The organism is ANME-2 cluster archaeon (assembly GCA_019429385.1).
In the GTDB taxonomy this organism is placed as follows: Archaea; Halobacteriota; Methanosarcinia; order Methanosarcinales; family Methanocomedenaceae; genus Methanocomedens_B.
This window is the reverse complement of record JAHYIS010000005.1, coordinates 23151-40949: the sequence shown is the minus strand read 5'-3', so window position 1 is coordinate 40949 and position 17799 is coordinate 23151. Positions and strand designations below refer to the sequence as shown.

Here is a 17799-nt window from a genome sequence, read left to right as displayed (position 1 = left end):
GAAAATCCTATTTTATCTTCTTTATTTCTGAAGATATCATTTCAATTATATCCTCTTCTTCTTCCATATCTCTTGCCTTTTGGAGCGCAATTTCAAGATGGTTGCGGCCTTCGTTCTTTTTACCTGTTTTTACATAAAGACATCCCAGACTGAAATCAGGTTCGAAATCTTCAGGGAACATTTCTATAACATCCAGATATATTTTCTCAGCAATATCATAGGATTTTTCTTTTTCCATCTGTTTTGCATTATCCAGCATATCATAGAAATTGAATTCAACAAAATCTTCTGCTATACCACTGAAAAATTCATCAAGAATCGAATTATCCAGGTCGTCATTTCTTACTTTTTCTACAAGCTCACTCATATCTTTTTTTGTGATTACGCCTTTATCGATCAATGCCAGATATAATAACAGTAAAGGTGTCTCGAAAGACGGTTTAACCTCTGTTTCATTCAAATCAAAGTTTCTGGATAAGAAACTGGAAACTGCTATATTAACGAAATCTGAAATGGAAGCAAAATCTCCATCCTCAACAAGATTGGTTATTTCCCTGTGCAAATAGGGTGATATTCGTATCTTTTCGGTAATCATTGATTTTCCCATAATAGTCATCGTTCTTTACTATTTATTTCTCGGTCATACGTTTATTAAAGCGCCTTTTTAATAGTACATCACAATATATATCCAAAACATCGTCTTTTTTGATGCACACTGCTGTTTTCATCTCATCATCGCTCATTATTCCCGTCTCAAGATCAAGTTTTTCAAGGGCATCCTGTAACATCGCTTCGACTTTTGCTTCAGAAAGGCCGGTCAGACAGATGACCTTTCTGAGTACTTCCAGATACGGGACATCCACGCCGGCATTAATCTCAAAAACAACTTCTGCCGCCCGAAAAACCTGCTCTTCTTCGGATGGTATGTGCCGGATATTCATTTTTAATTTGTCCAGAACTGCATTTTTCCCTATTTTCTTTTTGAGTTTCTGATACTTGAAAACCAAGTCATTAATACGATTTACTTTACTTTCAGTGAGCTGCTTGAATCTCCCTTGAAGTTGCATATCAGCAAAACGAATCTTGTTAAATATAAACATAACGATTTTACATGCATTGGGATGAAAAATGAATTTCCTCTAACGTTATCTATTTCTCCAGGAGTTGAGAACCATAACAACAGATGGTACTATACATTTATTTCATATTTCTATAGCCTGAAAGTCGTATCCTATCTCAACAGGACACCCGCATGCTTCTGCTAACACCTTCACCATGCCGGCTTCAAACCCAATGGTCTGTGGATACAGATGGGTAAGCACTATCCGCCCCGGTGAAGTTCCCCTGAGCATTTTTGCCAGCTTGCCCGGGGTAGTGTGGTTGGTAACATCAAAGGTATCCGGAAATGAGCACTCATGAATGAGCAGGTCAATGCCGTCGGATGCTTTTACGATTTCATCTACCGGTTCGGTGTCACCTGAATACAGTATGGTTTTACTGCTTGATGTTACTTTGAAACCCAGCGAAGGCAGGGCATGGACCGTGCGTACACACTCCACTTCCAGTCCCTGTGCCGTAACGACCGTGCCAGGAATAAGTTCAGTTATCGTGATATCCACCTTATCCTGCATGTACGGATAGACTGCCAGCAGGCCGTTCATCCACTCAACGGTTCCGACAGGACCCCACAGGTCCATCGTAGTGACTTCACAGAGCCAGTTAGCCTTGAGCAGTGCCAGCACATCACCGCAGTGGTCCAGGTGCAGGTGGGACAGGAACACATTGGTGATATCGGTATGCTTATACCCGCTTTCACATATACGCTGCAGCACCCCGCAGCCGCAGTCAAATAACACGGGACTGTTTCCGTTATGTGCTCCGGCTTCCACTACCAGCCCTGACTGGACCCTGTCCTTTTGGGGTATTGCTACACCGGTTCCCAGCAATGTGACATTCATGCGTTCACCTCTCATGTCAGGGTGGTTGCTATCTGTTCCACGGTATCCACCAGCAGGTCCACTTCTCCGGGCAGGTTGTATGCACCAAAGGATGCCCTGACCGTACCTTCCACCTTGAGCAGGGTGATGCTTGGAATGGCACAATGATGCCCGCTGCGCACGCATATCTTTTTCGTTTCATCCAGTATCATGGCTACGTCATGGGGGTTCAATCCCACCACGTTGAACGGCACTACGGCAGCCCTATCAGATGGTCCATATACTTCCACCTTGTCGATCTCAGACAGCCGCCTGGCTGCATCCCTGGCCAGCTGTTCCTCGTGCCGCTGGATATCCCCAACCCCCAGTGCTTTTACATACTCCACGCCCCTGCCCAGTCCGATAACACCCGGGATGTTGGGCGTTCCTGCCTCGAACCGGCCAGGCGCTTTCTCCAGTTTGTACCCGTCTTCAGTCACGGCATATACTGTGCCGCCACCCAGGTACGTGGGTCTGATGGAATCGGTGTCCTTCAGGTACAGCACGCCTGTTCCCTGCGGTCCCAGCATACCCTTGTGGCCGGGAACTGCCAGAAAATCACAATCAATGTCCGCTACATCAAAGGGCATGTGCCCCACGCTCTGGGCTGCATCCACCAGCGACATGCAGCCGTTGCGGTGAGCGATACGTGTTATTTCTTTTACATCCATGTGAGAGCCGAATACGTTTGAAACATGGGTGACTGCTACCAGTTTCGTCCTGTCAGTGATGGCACGGTCAATGTCACGGGGGTCGACCGTTCCCCTGGGGTCGGGTGCCACGACTGTTACTTCCACACCTTTTTCCTTTAACCTGAGCCAGGGCAGCAGATTCGAATGGTGCTCCACGAGGGTGGTGACCACATGGTCGCCTGCTTCCCAGTCCAGTCCCAGCGCCACCATGTTGATGCTCTCGGTTGTGTTGCGGGTGAATATGGTATGTTCGTATTCCCCGCCCAGGAATCCGGCTACTGCCTCCCGGGCATCCTCGTAATGGTTAGTGGTCTCCCTGGCAAGGCGGTGTGCACCTCGGCCGTGGTTGGCTGCGTACTTGTAGAAATAATCGCACATGGCCTCCACGACCTGGCGCGGGGTCTGGGTGGTGGCTGCGCTGTCGAGGTATACATATTCTTTCAGGACAGGGAAGTCTTTTCTGATGTCTGCGGGGTCGAACATTGGTGAATGGTAAAGGGTTTTCATGAGAAATATAGTTGCGCAATTTTGCCTGGAATGCCGATAATAATGTATCGGAATTTTTAACATTTAAGCGATACCGATATGTAGGTATATATCGGATATAATTAATTATGCCAGATACCGATACATGCGTAATTCATGAAAAGCTACTTTCGAGAATACTTGAAAAGAAAAAAAAACTGGATTCAATTCGACCGCTTCCTGGTGATTCTCTCAAAAAGCTCAATGAAGAGATGCGATTGCTACACACATATCATTCAAATGCTATTGAAGGGAATACACTGACCCTCTCTGAGACGAAACTGGTTCTCGAAGAGGGGATTACCGTTGGTGGAAAGTCATTAGGGGAACATCTTGAGACCACCAATAACGCCAAAGCATTTGATTATATCGAAAAGATAGTGGGAAAAAAGAAAAAGATTGACCACATTACCATACAGAAAATTCATGAAATAGTCACTGCAGGTATATTGGAAGAAGCAGGTAGATACCGGACAAAGAACGTGAGAATAACCGGTGCGAAAAAAACACCTTCCGACTGGTCAAAAGTTGTACAATTAATGGATGTACTTATTGAAAACATCGAGAAAAGCGAAAAGAATCCTATTGAAACCTCTGCATTCCTGCATCACAGATTCGTGGAGATCCATCCTTTCATTGATGGGAATGGGAGAGTCGCCCGGTTGTTGACGAACCTGTATTTAATTGGTCTTGGGTATTCTCCCATCGTCATCAAAACTGAGGATAGAACGAAATATTATCGATACTTAAAAGCTGCCGATGCTGGAAATCCGGGTCCTTTTGCAAATTTCATAGCGAAAGCCATTGATGAAAGTTTTACCCTGTTACTTTCTATTTTTGGGGAGGAGGAGGAATTGATACCTTTAAAGGAACTTGCTCATGAAACTCCCTATTCTCAGGAATATCTGAGTTTAAGGGCGAGGCAAGGAGCTCTCGATGCTGTAAAATTGGGGAAAAAATGGTTCTCTTCAAAACGAGCTGTTAAGGAATATATTGGTGAATATCGTCGTTGATTATGGCCCAAAGAAAATCTCCCATCAAACCTTCCAAAGGAGAAATATCTTCCCAGGCACTCTGCCTCTTATTCCTTTTATTAACTGAAACATATACCTTACGAATCCCCACCCAACCTCAACCCATTCCCCCCAAAAATCCAAAAAAACAGAATATATAACCCAGCCCACCCATAACCCTGATAATGACCGATACCCCCGGAGCAGTGATAAAACTCGGCGGCAGCCTGAAAGACTGCGCGCCCCACCTCATCAGGCAGATAAATGACCGGGCCAGGCAAAAGCACATACCGGTCCTCATCGTACCCGGAGGCGGTATATTTGCCGACACCGTCAGGACATTCCAGCAGACATCAGGCACCGGCGAGGATGCCGCACACTGGATGGCAGTACTGGCCATGGAACAATATGCCTACTTCCTTGCTGACCGGTCAGGCTGCCCGCTCACCACCACCCTGGACCCGCCAGAGCCAGGCGTAAACATCTTTCTGCCATACAGGCTGCTGCTGCAGGACGACAGCGGACTGGCGCATTCCTGGGACGTGACCTCGGATACCATATCGGCATGGGTCGCCCGGAAAACAGGGGCACGGCTGGTAAAGGCAACTGACGTGGACGGCATCTACCTGGGGGGGGAACTGGTGCGACAGATCTACGCCGGTGACCTGGATGGTGAGGAGACCTGCGTGGACCGGGGATTACCTGCCTACCTGGTGCGATACAGGATGGACTGCATGGTGGTCAACGGCAGGTATCCCGAGCGTGTACTGGCTGCCATGGAGGGTGACGTCAACGCTGGCACCCAGATTCTCGGAGAGAACAAGATTTAAGTCCGAATAATCATACTAATACCGAAACCTCGAAAGAAGGAGAATACAAGATGACACAAAAAGCAGAATACTGTATATCATGCGGAGTCAAACTCATAGAAAAAGGATACGTCCGATTCCCCTGCCCCTCATGCGGAAGAGAACTCGGCAGGTGCGTAATGTGCCGGCACCAGACCAACCCCTATACCTGTCCGAAATGCGAATTCCAGGGACCCTGAGGCGAAAATATGGGTGATGTAGCAGCTAAGATCAAGATTATGCCTGCGGGCGTGGAGACCGACCTGGAAGCATTGAAGGCAAGACTGGAAGCGGTCGTACCCAAAGGAGCGACACTTCGTACCTTTTCGGAAGAACCCATAGCTTTCGGCCTGAAAGCCATTATCGCCCTGGTGGTTGTGGGAGATATCGAAGGCGGCACCGAGCAGGTGGAAGAAGCTTTTGCGGCAGTGGATGAAGTAGAGAGTGTTTCAGTTATGGAACTGGGACGTCTGTAAGCTCGTTCAATGGGAAAACAATAATTTACCTATATCACCGGGGCATCTGTGCCCCACAGTTCTTTTTGGGCTCGTAGATCAGGGGTAGATCGTCACGTTCGCAACGTGAAGGCCGCGGGTTCGAATCCCGCCGGGTCCACGTAAAATCTCGTTAGTATTCTTTTATCTCTTGTGCATAGCTATTGGAAGCGATACTATCCATAAGATGTGCCACAGGAAACTCATCCGGCCTGAAATTCAGGTCACCAGCTTGCCTGTTCGGATTTCTACGATCACTTCTTCAGATGCGCAGCGAATTGCTTCCCGAACTGTTTGCATTCTCCCAGTTCATCAACGGTCGGATCATACCGAAACTTGATCCCGGGGACAACAACCTCGATACCGGCATTCTTTAGCCCTTCTTCTATGACACCAACAGACTCCCCGCTCCAGCCATATCCGCCAAATGCTGCCCCTGCTTTCTTCTTGAACCGCAAGCCTCTGAGCGTTTCCATCAAAGCACCCACATCTGAGAGCACCCTTTTGTTTACTGTAGGAGAGCCGATCAAGACACCTTTTGATTTGAATATCTCTGTTATCACATCGTTCTTATCGCTTTTTGCCAGGTGGAACAACTTGCAATGCACACCGCTCTCCCTCAGACCGGAAGCGATAGCCTCGGCCATGGATTTTGTCCCGTTCCACATGGTATCATAGACAATGACAACAAAGTCCTCCTGGTACGCATCAGCCCATTCGTAATACTTCCCCACAATGTCCAGCGCGTCCTTGCGCCATATCACGCCATGGCTCGGTGCTATCATATCTACAGGAACGTTCATTGCCTTGAACTCGTCTATCTTCTTTTTTACCAGGGAACTGAACGGGGTCAGGATATTGGCAAAATACTTGATGGCTTCCTGGAACAGTTCGCACTGGTCTACCTCATCGTTATACATGGCAGACGTGGCATAATGCTGCCCGAAAGCATCATTGGGAAGCAGGAGTTTGGCGCCATTGACATAGGTGAACATGCTGTCAGGCCAGTGCAGCATCGGAGCTTCCACAAAGACAAGCTCGTATTTGCCTGTTTTTAAGGTGTCACCAGTTTTCACCTCAATGAACTTCCAGTCCTTGTGATGATGGCGGTGGATCATGTCATGCCCGTTCTTTGTACAGTATATAGGAACATCCGGTATCTGCGCCATGAGATGCGTCAGGCTTCCCGAATGGTCGGATTCGGAATGGTTCACAACAACGGCATCGATGTTATCAAGCCCGAACTCTGCATCAAGCCTGGCTACGTATTCTTCCTTGAACGGGGTCCAGACCGTGTCCACAAGTACGTTCTTTTCGTCCTTTATCAGATAGCTGTTATACGTACTGCCGCGGTGCGTGGATAACTCCTCACCGTGGAATGTCTTAATTTCCCAGTCCTTGATGCCTGTCCAGAATATGTTCTCTTTTATTTCTATCATAGTCCCACTTCCTTGATGTTGTAACACATTTCATGCCAGAATGGAATAAAACTGCGATATTATACTTGTCATTTTTCCTTTATAGTCCTAACGTGTAGAGTCCTTAAAAAGATTCGATGCCCTGTAACATTTATATCCTCTCCAGAGTATCACGGTACCATATGATAGGTATCGGTGAGATAACAGCCATACTGGCTGCTGTGTTCTGGTCCATAGCCGCAATTATGTACAAGATAGGGCTCAGGGACGTAAAAGCCATGCCGGCGATCCTTGTCAGGACAACATTTGCCATGGTGTTCATGTTCCTGCTAAACACACTTCTTCACACGTCAGATTATTCTATGCCCTTGATAGCTTTCTTTTTTCTTTCTCTGGGTGGACTGCTGCGGCTTCTTCTGGGCGGATACCTGTATTTCCGTGGACTGGAATATGCTTCCGTATCCAGGGTCCTGCCCCTGATCTTCACCTTCCCCCTCTTTACTATGGTGCTCAGCTGGCTGCTCTTGAAAGAGGCCATCGGCCCCGGAGTGGTGATGGGGACCGTCCTTATTGTCCTGGGTATAGTGGTACTAAGCAGGGAGAAGGCTTCAGGTAGCGAGAAAAATCCCCGGATGGGAATGCTGTTCACTCTTGTGGCCGCCATTTGTTATGCATTCTCCATCATTGCCAGCCGGACCGGTCTTTATTATGTTGACCCTCTCTGGGGGGCTTTTATCAGCCTGCCCATTCCCGTGGTGGCCATGTTTGTGCTCTTTTCTCTGGACAAAGGTCCGGCTGCTGCTTTCAATCTGGATAAACGGTCTTCGGCCATTCTTGCCCTTGGTGGGATATTCGGGATGGGGCTGGGCAGTTATATGTTCTTTATCAGTCTAACGAATATCGGCACTGCCCAGGCTACGTCACTCGGTTCGATAACGCCTCTTTTCTCCAGTTTACTGGCAGTAAGATTCCTCGGGGAAAAAGTAACCATTCAACTCCTGCTGGGAATCATCATTGTCATTGCAGGCACCTGGCTTGTTATTTAAGCTGCGAGTTCACATTATTTACTGTTAAATACTAAAAAACACAGTATACTAGTATTCAACGATATGATAATCCAATCAATCGGCGGCATTCCACATGAATTCAATAAAGGAAGAACCCATACACATTTTCTCAAGCTGGTGCAAGCAGTGCGGTATCTGCACAGCCATCTGTCCCAGGAAGGTACTTGAAAAGGGCCCGGACGGTTATCCTTATGCAGCCAGGCCCGAGGATTGTATCCTGTGCGGTATGTGTGATGCCCACTGCCCCGACTATGCTATAACGTTAAGGGAGAAACATGAAGTGAAAGAGGAGGGAGAGCATGAATAAAAGAAATGAGGTATTGTTGCAGGGGAACGAGGCATGTGCCATGGGTGCGCTTGCGGCAGGAATGCGGTTCTTTGCAGGATACCCTATCACACCCAGTACTGAAATTGCCGAATATCTGTCAACCGAACTACCTAAATTGAACGGTACCTTCATCCAGATGGAAGACGAAATATCCAGCATGGGTGCCATCATAGGTGCTTCATTGGCAGGAGTAAAATCCATGACGGCCACCAGCGGTCCTGGCTTCTCGCTCATGCAGGAGAACATCGGTTTCGCATCCATGGCAGAAGTTCCCTGCGTGGTTGTCAATGTAATGAGGGGGGGACCCAGTACCGGAATGCCAACCCGGCCCAGCCAGGGTGATGTCATGCAGAGTCGCTGGGGTACCCATGGAGACCACCCCATCATTGTGCTGTGCCCAAAGTCTGTACTGGAATGCTATACCCTGACAATCCGTGCCTTCAACCTTGCAGAGAAATATCGGACCCCGGTCATAGTGCTGATTGACGGTATAATAGGCCACATGTGGGAGAACATCGAGATTCCTCCTCCTTTTGAGGTGATAGACCGGGCAAAACCCACGGTCCCTCCTGAATGGTATCATCCCTACGAGATCCTGTCTGGCGGGGAGATCACGCCATTGATCCCATTTGGACAGGGATATCGTTACCATGTGACCGGTATGGTCCATGACAGGTCCGGTTTTCCTACCCTGGTCCATGACGAGGTTGAACAATGTCTGAAAAGCATCACGAACAAGATCAAGAATAACCTGCACGACATCATAGATATTGAAGAGTATCTCCTGGAGGATGCAGACATCTGTGTTGTAGCGTATGGAAGTGTTGCCAGGTCGGCACGTGAGGCAGTGAACCAGGCGCGAGAAGAGGGAATGAAAGCCGGGATGCTAAGACCTATTACCATGTGGCCTTTCCCCAGGTTCCATCTTGAAAATATTGCCGGTAGAGTGAAAACGTTCGTGGTACCTGAGATGAACCTGGGACAGGTCTATGGTGAAGTACTGAAGTCATGTCCCAATAAGGCGGTGCGTGTCACAAGGATTGACGGTGAACTGGTAACACCAGACCAGATCTTTTCGAAAATGCAGGAAGTGTTATCATGATGCATACTACCGAGGCTATTTACAAATACCTCCGTCCGGATAAGAAATTCCCGCATGTATGGTGCCCGGGATGCGGCATAGGTATTGTAATGGGGGCACTGGTCAGGGCTATCGAGAAGACTGACCTTACCAAGGATGAGATCGTACTTGTCAGCGGAATTGGCTGCTCTGGACGGATGAGCACCTACCTGGACTTCAATACCCTGCACACAACCCACGGACGGGCATTGACATTTGCCACCGGGATAAAACTGGCAAATCCCAAACTGAGAGTAATAACGGTAATGGGCGACGGGGATGCCACAGCCATCGGCGGCAATCACCTGATACATGCCTGCCGTCGCAACATTGACATCACTTCCATTATCATTAACAACAATATATACGGTATGACCGGGGGACAATACTCCCCCACAACCCCAATGGCACGAAAAGCCAGTACCGCGCAATATGGCAGTATCGAAAATCCATTTGATATCTGTAAACTCGTAGAGGCATGCGGTGCCTCTTTTATAGCCAGGGGCACCACCTTCCATGCCAAGATGCTGGATGCCATGATGCTGAGAGCTCTTAATCATAAGGGTTTTAGTGTTGTGGAGGCCATGGCACAGTGCCCGGTCCAGTATGGGAGGCGAAACAAACTGGGGACGCCTATGGAAATGATGCAATGGTTCAAAGATAATTCAGTATCCTACCCGGCATTTAATAAAATTCCACCTGATGAAGTGGGTGACCAGTTCCCTGTGGGTGTGCTGGTCAACAGGGAAGATACGGAATACACGGACCGTTACAGGGAGATTGTTAAAAAAGCAGGTGGTGATGTGCCTTGAAGCGGTACGAAATCTGTCTCTCCGGGTCAGGCGGCCAGGGTCTCATACTGGCTGGTGTGTTGCTGGCACATGCAGCGGTCAATGACGGAAAGTATGTGACCATGACCAGCAGTTATGGACCCGAGGCGAGGGGCGGTGCCAGCAGGTCAAGCCTGGTGATGAGTGATAAACCTATAGATTATCCTCTGCCGTCAAAGCTGGATCTGCTGCTGACAATGAATCAGGAATCCTGCAATAGTTATCTATCCCATTTGAAGGAAGATGGGATACTGCTGGTAGATTCAACCAGGGTTGTACACCCTCCCCCCATCAGGCATTACCGTGTACCTTTCACCAGTATGGCATCACAGGCAGGTGCAGCATTTGCTGCGAATGTCACAGCCCTTGGTACCATTGTAGGTCTGACTGGGATAGTCAAACCTGTATCCCTTGAGCTCGCTCTTCACGCCCGCATCAAGGAAGAGATGATTCCATTGAATGAAACATTGTTAAAGTTGGGACTGAAGGAGGGCAGGAAACTTAAGAACCACAGTAGCGAGTATTACACCTACTGATAATTATATTATGCAATGAATATATAATATCGCATATAATATGTATATGGGCTTATTTCAACGTTCTGGACGATTTTGAACGGATTAGGAACATTCAGTTCTAATCCGAACAATTAAATACTTTTAAGACAGTGGCAATGTTTATATAAAAACGCGTCAATCATTTATCTAGCACAAAAAAGATGATATTGTGTTCATGCAGAGGTGAAGAAAAATGATTAAAAAAATAACAATTGTATTATTGCTGTGTCTTAGTCTTGCACTGACGTTCGGTAGTGCAATGGCAGACATGGATGATGGTGTAGCAGATGGTAACGAAACCGAAGATGTCGCAGGCGATAATGAGACCGAAGATGTCACAGGCGATAATGAGACCGAAGATGTCACAGGCGATAATGAGACCGAAGATGTCGCAGGCGATAATGAGACCGAAGATGTCGCAGGCGATAATGAGACCGAAGATGTCGCAGGCGATAATGAGACCGAAGATGTCGCAGGCGATAATGAGACCGAAGATGTCACAGGCGATAATGAGACCGAAGATGTCGCAGGCGATAATGAGGCCGAAGAAGGTGCAGGCGATAATGTCACTGATGAATTAGCAGACGACATTTTTTCTGATGGGGAAGAAGTCGACGATGAAACTGATGACATTTCACCATTTGAAGGTGCAGTTGGGCCTGAACATGCATTGTATGGACTCAAGATAGCCTTCGGGAACATAAATGAAACCTTTACCTATAACTCTTCAGAGCGTCTTGGATTACAGGTTTCAAGGGCACGGCACAGAATTGCTGAAGCCCGGGCCGAGATGAATAAAGGGAATGACAATGGAGCAGCTATTGCTCTTGGACATTACAAGAAAATGATGGATAACATCGGTGGCACAGTCAATGGCTCAGATGTTAACGACACATCCCTGGTGAAAGCCAATGGCAAGATATCAAAACACCAGAATGTTTTGCAATATATGGTGCAGCAGAAGAAGGCACAGGGCAAGAACGTGGAAGGACTCACGGATGCACTGAATGGTAGCCTGATGGTTCAGGAGAAGTTCAGCCACAAACTTGAGAAACCACAAAAAGGTTCCATGAAAGATCAGGTTGATGCGTTAAACACGAGTATAGATAAATCGAAAGGTGGCAAGGCAGACAACCAAAAAGGTTCAAATGGCAGGAATACAAGGTGATGGATAATGGATCATACTGAAAAGATATTCGAAATAGTCAAGCAGTATGACATTACCAAGTCAGTAGAGGGTAAGAATTACGTAGTCAACAGACTACGTAATTATTTCAGGCTTTTAGACAGGCAAGAACAAAAGATCACCATGGCAATGTTTGTGGTACTGGAGTTAAACAGAACCCATAACCTCAATACCATCGATCTGGCTGAGAAAATCTCCTGCCTTACAAATCTTGATAAGAATGATATATTCAACCATATGGCTGAATATATGGCTGAATACCTTACCATGGCAGGTTGAATGGAATATAGAAAAACGGATGCATTCTCGGCTGCATCCACTTTTTAGTATAGGGGATCAGTCCTGTAACGTGAAATCCAGAGAACAGGAGGCTAAAAAGCCACAGACTTGAAAAACAGATGAATGTGCAAAAATGACAGGTGACATTTTGACTGAACTGGTGGAACTACTCGACAGGTTCACGATAAGAAAGGGTATAGAAGCAGCAGTTATTACAACCCGCGACGGTATTACCCTGACTTCATCTGTTGGTCACAGAATTAATCCAAAAACACTGGCCGCTATGAGTTCTGCAATGCACAGTGCGGCAGATATTTTGATTGGAAAGGTCAGTGATAGTAGTGCAGACCGTGTTATGATTGAATGTAAACACAGCAAGTTCATAATCGTGGATGCAGGTCCAAAAGCAGTGCTATTAGTGTAAGCAAATGAAAATGTAGCTCTTGGTCCGCTCTTGTTGGAAATGAATAATCTTACCGGGCAGGTAACAGAACTGCTGGAAGGTTATTGAATCTTTTTTATCCTATATATCTCAGGTCATCATCGGTACCCATTTCAGTCTGGACCTGCATCTGTTCCATTTCTACGATCTTGGCGATGATACGTTCCATGTCCTTTGCCCGCTCTTCAAGAGCCTGGGCACCTATTTTAAGGTCAAGGACGCTGCTCATGACTTCCAGGACTGCCTGGGCGCTCTTTGGGTCAACAAGATAACCTGAAGTGGTGCCCATAAGACAAACTGCATCCATATTCCTGAGTCCACCCATACCCAGCAGCAGGCCGGATACGCCTACAATACCCCCGGCCGGTTCATTCTTCCTGAACTCCACGCCATGTCCTTTCATTTCCTCGACCAGGTCAATATTATTTACGGCACCCAGGACCGTACGTTTTTCATCAAGTTGTCCTGTCACATAACCGCCAAGAGTATATATTCGTGTCACACCGTATTCTTCAGCAATGTCCAGTATTATGCTGCTGATCTCGTAATGTCCTTCATTGGTAGCGCTCTGGTGGTCACCCACAACAATGAGCATATCCTTCTTGTCCTCAGACTTGCATGCATATATCTCGTTCTTGACCAGGTGGACGGTAAAATCATCTTGAACGAGCACCTGGGGTGGAAAATGCGGTGAATATATCTCAACTACTTTCTCAACATCCAACTCTTCCACCATATGTTCAGCAACCAGTTTCCCCACATGGCCCACACCCGGCAACCCTTCTATCATGATGGGGTCTTTAAGTTCAACTGTTTTGAGTATTTTAACAACAGTTTCTTTCATGCACATCAAATTCTCTTACGTTTGGGTCTTTAACAGGCGCCTGTATTTCCCGTACCTGTCCTCAAGCGAGAACCTTGCAGGTCTTGGATTGATCACTGAGCCACCGCAAAGAGGGCAGCTGTCTTTTAATGTATAATTATTACATAATGCACATTTATTGATATGCTGTCCCATACCACACCTAAGCTTTTGCTTCATTGTGCCTGTTGAACAGGCCAGTACCTTTTGATTTTTTTACAACGGTAATTGCAGCATCGGCTGACGATTTCAGTACGCTCTCAGCTTTCTTATAATCCGGAGCAATAACATGTATCCTGTATCTTGGTGCTCCAACGTAACTGACATCCACGGTAACGTCCTGGGGAGTTTTAATTTTGGCAGCAGCAAGTAAGGATTTATTGATGACGTCCACTCCGTCAGGAAGCGGGCATGTCAGATCAACATACCCGGATATTTCCACATGTGGTATCTTGATATTATCGGTACCGATCTTGCTGATGGTCCGGGCATACTTTTCGTCCACTCCTGCTTCAATGAGTGGCTCGGGTCCGTCCCGCATTGCCTCATCAAAAGCATCCCACACGCTGTCAAACGCACCATAGAGCAGGTCGACAAGTTTTTCCAGGTCTTCGGGGCTGATATTATTGACCTCGGCAACGTACTGTATCCACTTTTCAGCCTTCTGCTCGTTCTTCCAGTCCTGGATCTTTTGCCTGCGCTGGTGTTCGTTAACATCTTTTAATGACAGGTCAATGTGCTGCCTCTCCGGGTCTACATTTACGACCTTGCAGACGATCTTCTGCCCTTCCCTCACATGGTCCCTGATATATTTGACCCATCCGGAAGCCACTTCGGAAATATGGATAAGGCCTTCTTTTTGCCCGTATTCGTCCAGTTGAGTGAATGCACCAAAATCCTTTACCTGCATTACGCTACAGACAACTAGTTCATCAGGTTCTGGCCAGCCTTTACGTTCCATATTTTGCACCGATAATTATTCAAGCACTTCGAGAATTTGCGTTTTAATAATGGATTTTCCGCCTGTGGATTCTGACAGTGTGCGCCCGCATACCTGGCATACTACCTTGCTACTGGCACTACCAAAAATCACCTGTTCGTTCTCACAGTCATTACATTTGACCTTGAGAAATCTGCTTTTAGGTTCTTGCAGCATTCAATCTTCACTCCTTAATCCTTCAGTTCGAACTTTCCTGCTCTGAAACACTTTTTCTGGTAAGCTTTCTTGCAGACATTACATCTATATCTCAGTGCTACTTTCTTGGTGGGTTTGTCCCCGCCAGGCACTTTTGAGAATTTTCCGGAATTACCTATTCCTGTCTGTCTGTGTTTCTGTCTGGTGATTCGTGTCATGGACGATGCTTTTCCTTTCTTGACCCTCTCCACGGTGTGGATAGTATGGGTCCTGCAAAAAGGGCAATGTGTCCTGAATTTAGTTGGCATCTTCATACGCAGTTCATCCTTTGTTAATATTATATGTAAATTGTCAGGGACTTTCTATCTGGACAGCGACTTTACGCTTTATGAGGGCTCTTGCATTTACTTTCGGTAAAACAGCCACGTCGTCGGCACCGGGATTGTATCTATTTCCATCAGCGCCCATAAATTCTGGGATGTCCTTCAGTAATCGCACAACAATGTATTCTTTATTTATATCATTTTTGCCCAATTCTACAGATTCCTGATTTCCTGGTTCTTTGTATCCTTCAGGTGCTTCATCCTGGGCAGGAAGGGGATAGTTGGGGATAAGTGGTTCAGGCACTTCCATTTTCCCTATCTCTTCCAATGCAATTCCAGTATTTACCGGAACCTCTGGCAACCTTACATCTTCATCAGGTATAACAGTGGCGTTCACTTCAATCTCCCCAGGTTCGGGAATGTCTGCATTTTGACATGAAGCAGTAGGATCGTTTATTTCACTGGCCTGTGGAATGTCAGTATCAGATACAGGGGAATTTACGCCACCATTCCGGGTGCGTGGAGCAATATCGGACACCGTTCTATCATCATTTCCCAGTATCGGGTCAATACTTGCTTTCTTATATTTCATAATTGCATTGCGCATCTGGTGGTAGACCTCCTGTTCCTGGGGGGTCATATGCTCAATATCGTGGGTGGTATTTTCCGGTGTTTTTGAAAAAGCCCTTGCTGAGGCGATATTAATTATCTTTCGGGTACGTTTCTTGAATATTTTATCAATGGTGGCAAGGGCGTTCTTCATCTCGTATTGGATAAGCACGGCTTCTTCTGAGTGTCTTTTATAAATATTCCGGTCAGCTGTTTCCAGTTCCTTGATGTACTCATTTACCGTTGAATAGAATCCAGGCAATATCTTGGACAGAGCGTTCTTTTTTTCTTCTTCCATGATGCGGGTAAGGTCTTCGTATTTCACGTTATCCCCCCGGTATACTCTGCGCCGCCCCTGCACAGTAAATAAATGGCTGCATATTCGGGCAGCACATGATTTCCTTGTTCCAATGTATACTGTTCATCCATAATCTCAACTGTAGTGGGCCTGGTAACATTTATCTTTATCTCATTATCTCCGAAAACCACTGCATCCACCAGGGGTTCGAACCGGTGTAACTCATCCACGGTAAGCGTTACGACCTTCATACCTGATTTGCCGTGCAGGGATGAGGCTGCCCTGATAAGGCGTTTTATGTCTGCGGTCACGGGCTCGTCGATATACGCCTGGATATTCCCTACTATCTTATGCAGGGCATCATCCCAGAATTCTGCAGGGATTGTACTTAACGCGTCAAACTTGCCGTTCTTCAGTCGTTCAAGATGTTCCGAACTATTGAGTGTTTCTATGATCTTAAGGGCTTTTTTCTTTCCGATATTGTTAAATTCCATGAGTTTCTGTTGTGCATTTTCATCACTGGTCAGCACTTGCATGTGATGTATCAGCGCACGGTTCACCAGTCTGCCCCAGCCACCCTGTGATTGGGACGGAAACTCCAGGGTCTTTGATTTTTTATCGTCACCTACAACGTATTTTTTTCTGAAGAGATGGTCAATATCCAGACCGGTGCCGCTTAAGTAATCCACGATCTCCCGGCGCTGGGCACTGTCCAGTGTCATTACCCTGGGGTCAAGTACATGGACATGGTACCCCCGGCCACCCGAGAAGGCGATATGGAGACTGTCTTCCCTGAATCCAAAATCATCCCGCAGAAAACCAATGAGTTTAATGATTTCCTGTTTTGCATATTCAAGCATTTCCCTGAACGAATCAGTTTTCACAGGCAGGTGGTCAGCATCAATGTCAAATATAAGGTCTGCACCCAGCCATGTTTTTTCTGCCATGGTCCCGGCTGATGGATGCTTATAATATGCAGCAGAATGGTACACATGGGCAGGAACCATTGAACTGATATATTCCTGCATCTCACCGGTGCTACTGAAAGCCTTGTGCCTGCGCATGCCCGATGCAGGGTCGAACATCAGGAACCCCCATTCCCGATGTTCCAGATCTGGCGGGGACAGGACCGGGTCCTTACGGTAATGTTCCTGAAACCTGGCTTTAATGAACTGGGTTGTGCTCGGATTCATCCGGAACTGTGTTTGACCTGATAATATGTATATTTTAGTCTATAGGACTATACACAATGGGGAAAATACAAAAAAGTTTAAACAAATCAAGTGTGCTGGATAAATGACCTGAATCCAGCATAGTTCAATACTAGTGGATATGCTTTTTCGAGATTTCCATTAAAACATAATATAAAGCATGCATCCAGCAATCTCTCCTGGGATGATGCATCTCATGAATTATGCTGGAATGCCTCCTCTCATTATGTAAAAATCACATTCACGGCACGTGTGGATCTTGGTTTTCATGTCTTTTTGCTTAACTCCACCGCACCAGGTTCCGGTTGTGAGCCAGTATTTTTTCCCTTCGCTATGGGAAAATGCGGGGCACGAGTTCTTTCGGTGCTCAGGACAATTCTTAAACTCCCAGCAATTGGTTTGTTTGTTTTTTTCCATCGTTTTTCACCTTCTCAGGGTTGGAGCCAAATGTGGCTGATACTACACCAGTTTACCCTGTTAATTAAGTAAATATGTAAACACATATATATTTATCGAAATATAAAACACACAAAAATATATTTAGCCTGATGTACAAACGTCACATTTACCGTTAATAAAGCCAAAT

24 protein-coding genes and 1 tRNA gene are annotated in these 17799 nt (G+C 46.5%); 13 read left to right on the top strand and 12 right to left on the bottom strand.

Features of this window, described 5'->3' with window-relative positions; translation table 11 throughout:
- Positions 1-7 precede the first annotated feature (7 nt).
- The 4 genes from K0A89_03075 to K0A89_03060 form a co-directional block, all read right to left on the bottom strand.
- Entirely contained in the window at positions 8-607 is a 600-nt protein-coding gene (locus K0A89_03075; GenBank protein ID MBW6517470.1) for a hypothetical protein, read from the bottom strand.
- Between the two features lie 22 nt (positions 608-629).
- On the bottom strand, positions 630-1067 hold the full coding sequence (locus tag K0A89_03070) for a hypothetical protein (GenBank protein MBW6517469.1): 438 nt from the start codon (positions 1065-1067) through the stop codon (positions 630-632).
- Positions 1068-1202: 135 nt separating this feature from the next.
- Positions 1203-1958, bottom strand: coding sequence for an MBL fold metallo-hydrolase (locus tag K0A89_03065; GenBank protein MBW6517468.1), 756 nt, complete (start codon positions 1956-1958; stop codon positions 1203-1205).
- Positions 1959-1969: 11 nt separating this feature from the next.
- Positions 1970-3151, bottom strand: coding sequence for a cysteine desulfurase (locus K0A89_03060; protein ID MBW6517467.1), 1182 nt, complete (start codon positions 3149-3151; stop codon positions 1970-1972).
- A 131-nt stretch (positions 3152-3282) separates the two neighbouring features.
- On the opposite strand from K0A89_03060, the gene K0A89_03055 reads away from it, so the two are divergent.
- The 5 genes from K0A89_03055 (at position 3283) to K0A89_03035 (ending at position 5669) form a co-directional block, all read left to right on the top strand.
- Positions 3283-4206, top strand: coding sequence for a Fic family protein (locus K0A89_03055; GenBank protein MBW6517466.1), 924 nt, complete (start codon positions 3283-3285; stop codon positions 4204-4206).
- 185 nt (positions 4207-4391) lie between these two features.
- The gene (locus K0A89_03050; protein ID MBW6517465.1) at positions 4392-5036 is read left to right on the top strand and encodes an amino acid kinase; all 645 of its coding nucleotides are present in this window, start codon (positions 4392-4394) and stop codon (positions 5034-5036) included.
- A 50-nt stretch (positions 5037-5086) separates the two neighbouring features.
- A complete protein-coding gene (locus K0A89_03045; GenBank protein MBW6517464.1) occupies positions 5087-5254 on the top strand; it encodes a DUF1610 domain-containing protein in 168 nt (55 codons plus the stop codon).
- Between the two features lie 9 nt (positions 5255-5263).
- Positions 5264-5530 (top strand): elongation factor 1-beta, encoded by a 267-nt coding sequence (locus K0A89_03040; protein ID MBW6517463.1) that lies wholly within the window; start codon positions 5264-5266, stop codon positions 5528-5530.
- Positions 5531-5597: 67 nt separating this feature from the next.
- Positions 5598-5669: transfer RNA gene (locus K0A89_03035), tRNA-Ala, on the top strand.
- 133 nt (positions 5670-5802) lie between these two features.
- Here the strand turns inward: K0A89_03035 and K0A89_03030 are convergent.
- Complete coding sequence (locus K0A89_03030) at positions 5803-6987, bottom strand: flavodoxin domain-containing protein (GenBank protein ID MBW6517462.1); 1185 nt, start codon at positions 6985-6987, stop codon at positions 5803-5805.
- 161 nt (positions 6988-7148) lie between these two features.
- On the opposite strand from K0A89_03030, the gene K0A89_03025 reads away from it, so the two are divergent.
- The 8 genes from K0A89_03025 (at position 7149) to K0A89_02990 (ending at position 12757) form a co-directional block, all read left to right on the top strand.
- Positions 7149-8012 (top strand): DMT family transporter, encoded by an 864-nt coding sequence (locus tag K0A89_03025; protein MBW6517461.1) that lies wholly within the window; start codon positions 7149-7151, stop codon positions 8010-8012.
- A gap of 94 nt (positions 8013-8106) precedes the next feature.
- Complete coding sequence (locus tag K0A89_03020) at positions 8107-8340, top strand: 4Fe-4S binding protein (protein MBW6517460.1); 234 nt, start codon at positions 8107-8109, stop codon at positions 8338-8340.
- Positions 8333-9463: a 2-oxoacid:acceptor oxidoreductase subunit alpha gene (locus K0A89_03015; protein MBW6517459.1), complete on the top strand. Its 1131-nt coding sequence runs from the start codon at positions 8333-8335 to the stop codon at positions 9461-9463. The genes K0A89_03020 and K0A89_03015 overlap by 8 nt, the downstream gene beginning before the upstream one ends.
- Positions 9460-10293 carry a hypothetical protein gene (locus K0A89_03010; GenBank protein ID MBW6517458.1) on the top strand — a complete coding sequence of 278 codons (834 nt, stop codon included), beginning with the start codon at positions 9460-9462 and terminating at the stop codon, positions 10291-10293. The genes K0A89_03015 and K0A89_03010 overlap by 4 nt, the downstream gene beginning before the upstream one ends.
- Positions 10290-10847 carry a 2-oxoacid:acceptor oxidoreductase family protein gene (locus tag K0A89_03005; GenBank protein MBW6517457.1) on the top strand — a complete coding sequence of 186 codons (558 nt, stop codon included), beginning with the start codon at positions 10290-10292 and terminating at the stop codon, positions 10845-10847. The genes K0A89_03010 and K0A89_03005 overlap by 4 nt, the downstream gene beginning before the upstream one ends.
- 214 nt (positions 10848-11061) lie before the next feature.
- Complete coding sequence (locus K0A89_03000; protein MBW6517456.1) at positions 11062-12036, top strand: hypothetical protein; 975 nt, start codon at positions 11062-11064, stop codon at positions 12034-12036.
- Between the two features lie 6 nt (positions 12037-12042).
- Positions 12043-12333, top strand: a complete 291-nt coding sequence (locus K0A89_02995) for a hypothetical protein (protein MBW6517455.1) — start codon at positions 12043-12045, stop codon at positions 12331-12333.
- A 133-nt stretch (positions 12334-12466) separates the two neighbouring features.
- On the top strand, positions 12467-12757 hold the full coding sequence (locus K0A89_02990; protein ID MBW6517454.1) for a roadblock/LC7 domain-containing protein: 291 nt from the start codon (positions 12467-12469) through the stop codon (positions 12755-12757).
- Between the two features lie 94 nt (positions 12758-12851).
- Here K0A89_02990 and K0A89_02985 read toward each other — a convergent pair whose 3' ends face one another.
- Genes K0A89_02985 through priS form a run of 7 tightly spaced genes read right to left on the bottom strand, consistent with a single transcriptional unit; the run spans position 12852 to position 17195 of the window.
- The gene (locus tag K0A89_02985; GenBank protein ID MBW6517453.1) at positions 12852-13619 is read right to left on the bottom strand and encodes a proteasome assembly chaperone family protein; all 768 of its coding nucleotides are present in this window, start codon (positions 13617-13619) and stop codon (positions 12852-12854) included.
- A gap of 15 nt (positions 13620-13634) precedes the next feature.
- The gene (locus K0A89_02980) at positions 13635-13793 is read right to left on the bottom strand and encodes an RNA-protein complex protein Nop10 (GenBank protein ID MBW6517452.1); all 159 of its coding nucleotides are present in this window, start codon (positions 13791-13793) and stop codon (positions 13635-13637) included.
- 7 nt (positions 13794-13800) lie between these two features.
- Entirely contained in the window at positions 13801-14598 is a 798-nt protein-coding gene (locus K0A89_02975) for a translation initiation factor IF-2 subunit alpha (protein ID MBW6517451.1), read from the bottom strand.
- A gap of 15 nt (positions 14599-14613) precedes the next feature.
- Positions 14614-14793 (bottom strand): 30S ribosomal protein S27e, encoded by a 180-nt coding sequence (locus K0A89_02970; GenBank protein ID MBW6517450.1) that lies wholly within the window; start codon positions 14791-14793, stop codon positions 14614-14616.
- A 14-nt stretch (positions 14794-14807) separates the two neighbouring features.
- The gene (locus K0A89_02965) at positions 14808-15086 is read right to left on the bottom strand and encodes a 50S ribosomal protein L44e (protein ID MBW6517449.1); all 279 of its coding nucleotides are present in this window, start codon (positions 15084-15086) and stop codon (positions 14808-14810) included.
- Positions 15087-15123: 37 nt separating this feature from the next.
- Positions 15124-16029, bottom strand: a complete 906-nt coding sequence (locus K0A89_02960; protein ID MBW6517448.1) for a hypothetical protein — start codon at positions 16027-16029, stop codon at positions 15124-15126.
- Positions 16026-17195, bottom strand: a complete 1170-nt coding sequence (gene priS, locus K0A89_02955) for a DNA primase catalytic subunit PriS (protein ID MBW6517447.1) — start codon at positions 17193-17195, stop codon at positions 16026-16028. The genes K0A89_02960 and priS overlap by 4 nt, the downstream gene beginning before the upstream one ends.
- Positions 17196-17799 lie beyond the last annotated feature (604 nt).

Excerpts from the sequence above, each read along its gene's own strand:
- K0A89_03040 (MBW6517463.1), top strand. The coding sequence starts at position 5,264 with ATGGGTGATGTAGCAGCTAAGATCAAGATTATGCCTGCGGGCGTGGAG.
- K0A89_03055 (MBW6517466.1), top strand. The coding sequence starts at position 3,283 with ATGCCAGATACCGATACATGCGTAATTCATGAAAAGCTACTTTCGAGA.
- K0A89_03075 (MBW6517470.1), bottom strand. The coding sequence starts at position 607 with ATGGGAAAATCAATGATTACCGAAAAGATACGAATATCACCCTATTTG.
- K0A89_02985 (MBW6517453.1), bottom strand. The coding sequence starts at position 13,619 with ATGAAAGAAACTGTTGTTAAAATACTCAAAACAGTTGAACTTAAAGAC.
- priS (MBW6517447.1), bottom strand. The coding sequence starts at position 17,195 with ATGAATCCGAGCACAACCCAGTTCATTAAAGCCAGGTTTCAGGAACAT.
- K0A89_02965 (MBW6517449.1), bottom strand. The coding sequence starts at position 15,086 with ATGAAGATGCCAACTAAATTCAGGACACATTGCCCTTTTTGCAGGACC.
- K0A89_03000 (MBW6517456.1), top strand. The coding sequence starts at position 11,062 with ATGATTAAAAAAATAACAATTGTATTATTGCTGTGTCTTAGTCTTGCA.
- K0A89_03060 (MBW6517467.1), bottom strand. The coding sequence starts at position 3,151 with ATGTTCGACCCCGCAGACATCAGAAAAGACTTCCCTGTCCTGAAAGAA.
- K0A89_03050 (MBW6517465.1), top strand. The coding sequence starts at position 4,392 with ATGACCGATACCCCCGGAGCAGTGATAAAACTCGGCGGCAGCCTGAAA.
- K0A89_03030 (MBW6517462.1), bottom strand. The coding sequence starts at position 6,987 with ATGATAGAAATAAAAGAGAACATATTCTGGACAGGCATCAAGGACTGG.
- K0A89_03065 (MBW6517468.1), bottom strand. The coding sequence starts at position 1,958 with ATGAATGTCACATTGCTGGGAACCGGTGTAGCAATACCCCAAAAGGAC.
- K0A89_03045 (MBW6517464.1), top strand. The coding sequence starts at position 5,087 with ATGACACAAAAAGCAGAATACTGTATATCATGCGGAGTCAAACTCATA.
- K0A89_03010 (MBW6517458.1), top strand. The coding sequence starts at position 9,460 with ATGATGCATACTACCGAGGCTATTTACAAATACCTCCGTCCGGATAAG.
- K0A89_03025 (MBW6517461.1), top strand. The coding sequence starts at position 7,149 with ATGATAGGTATCGGTGAGATAACAGCCATACTGGCTGCTGTGTTCTGG.
- K0A89_03020 (MBW6517460.1), top strand. The coding sequence starts at position 8,107 with ATGAATTCAATAAAGGAAGAACCCATACACATTTTCTCAAGCTGGTGC.
- K0A89_02990 (MBW6517454.1), top strand. The coding sequence starts at position 12,467 with ATGACAGGTGACATTTTGACTGAACTGGTGGAACTACTCGACAGGTTC.
- K0A89_02995 (MBW6517455.1), top strand. The coding sequence starts at position 12,043 with ATGGATCATACTGAAAAGATATTCGAAATAGTCAAGCAGTATGACATT.
- K0A89_02970 (MBW6517450.1), bottom strand. The coding sequence starts at position 14,793 with ATGCTGCAAGAACCTAAAAGCAGATTTCTCAAGGTCAAATGTAATGAC.
- K0A89_02980 (MBW6517452.1), bottom strand. The coding sequence starts at position 13,793 with ATGGGACAGCATATCAATAAATGTGCATTATGTAATAATTATACATTA.
- K0A89_03015 (MBW6517459.1), top strand. The coding sequence starts at position 8,333 with ATGAATAAAAGAAATGAGGTATTGTTGCAGGGGAACGAGGCATGTGCC.
- K0A89_02975 (MBW6517451.1), bottom strand. The coding sequence starts at position 14,598 with ATGGAACGTAAAGGCTGGCCAGAACCTGATGAACTAGTTGTCTGTAGC.
- K0A89_03070 (MBW6517469.1), bottom strand. The coding sequence starts at position 1,067 with ATGCAACTTCAAGGGAGATTCAAGCAGCTCACTGAAAGTAAAGTAAAT.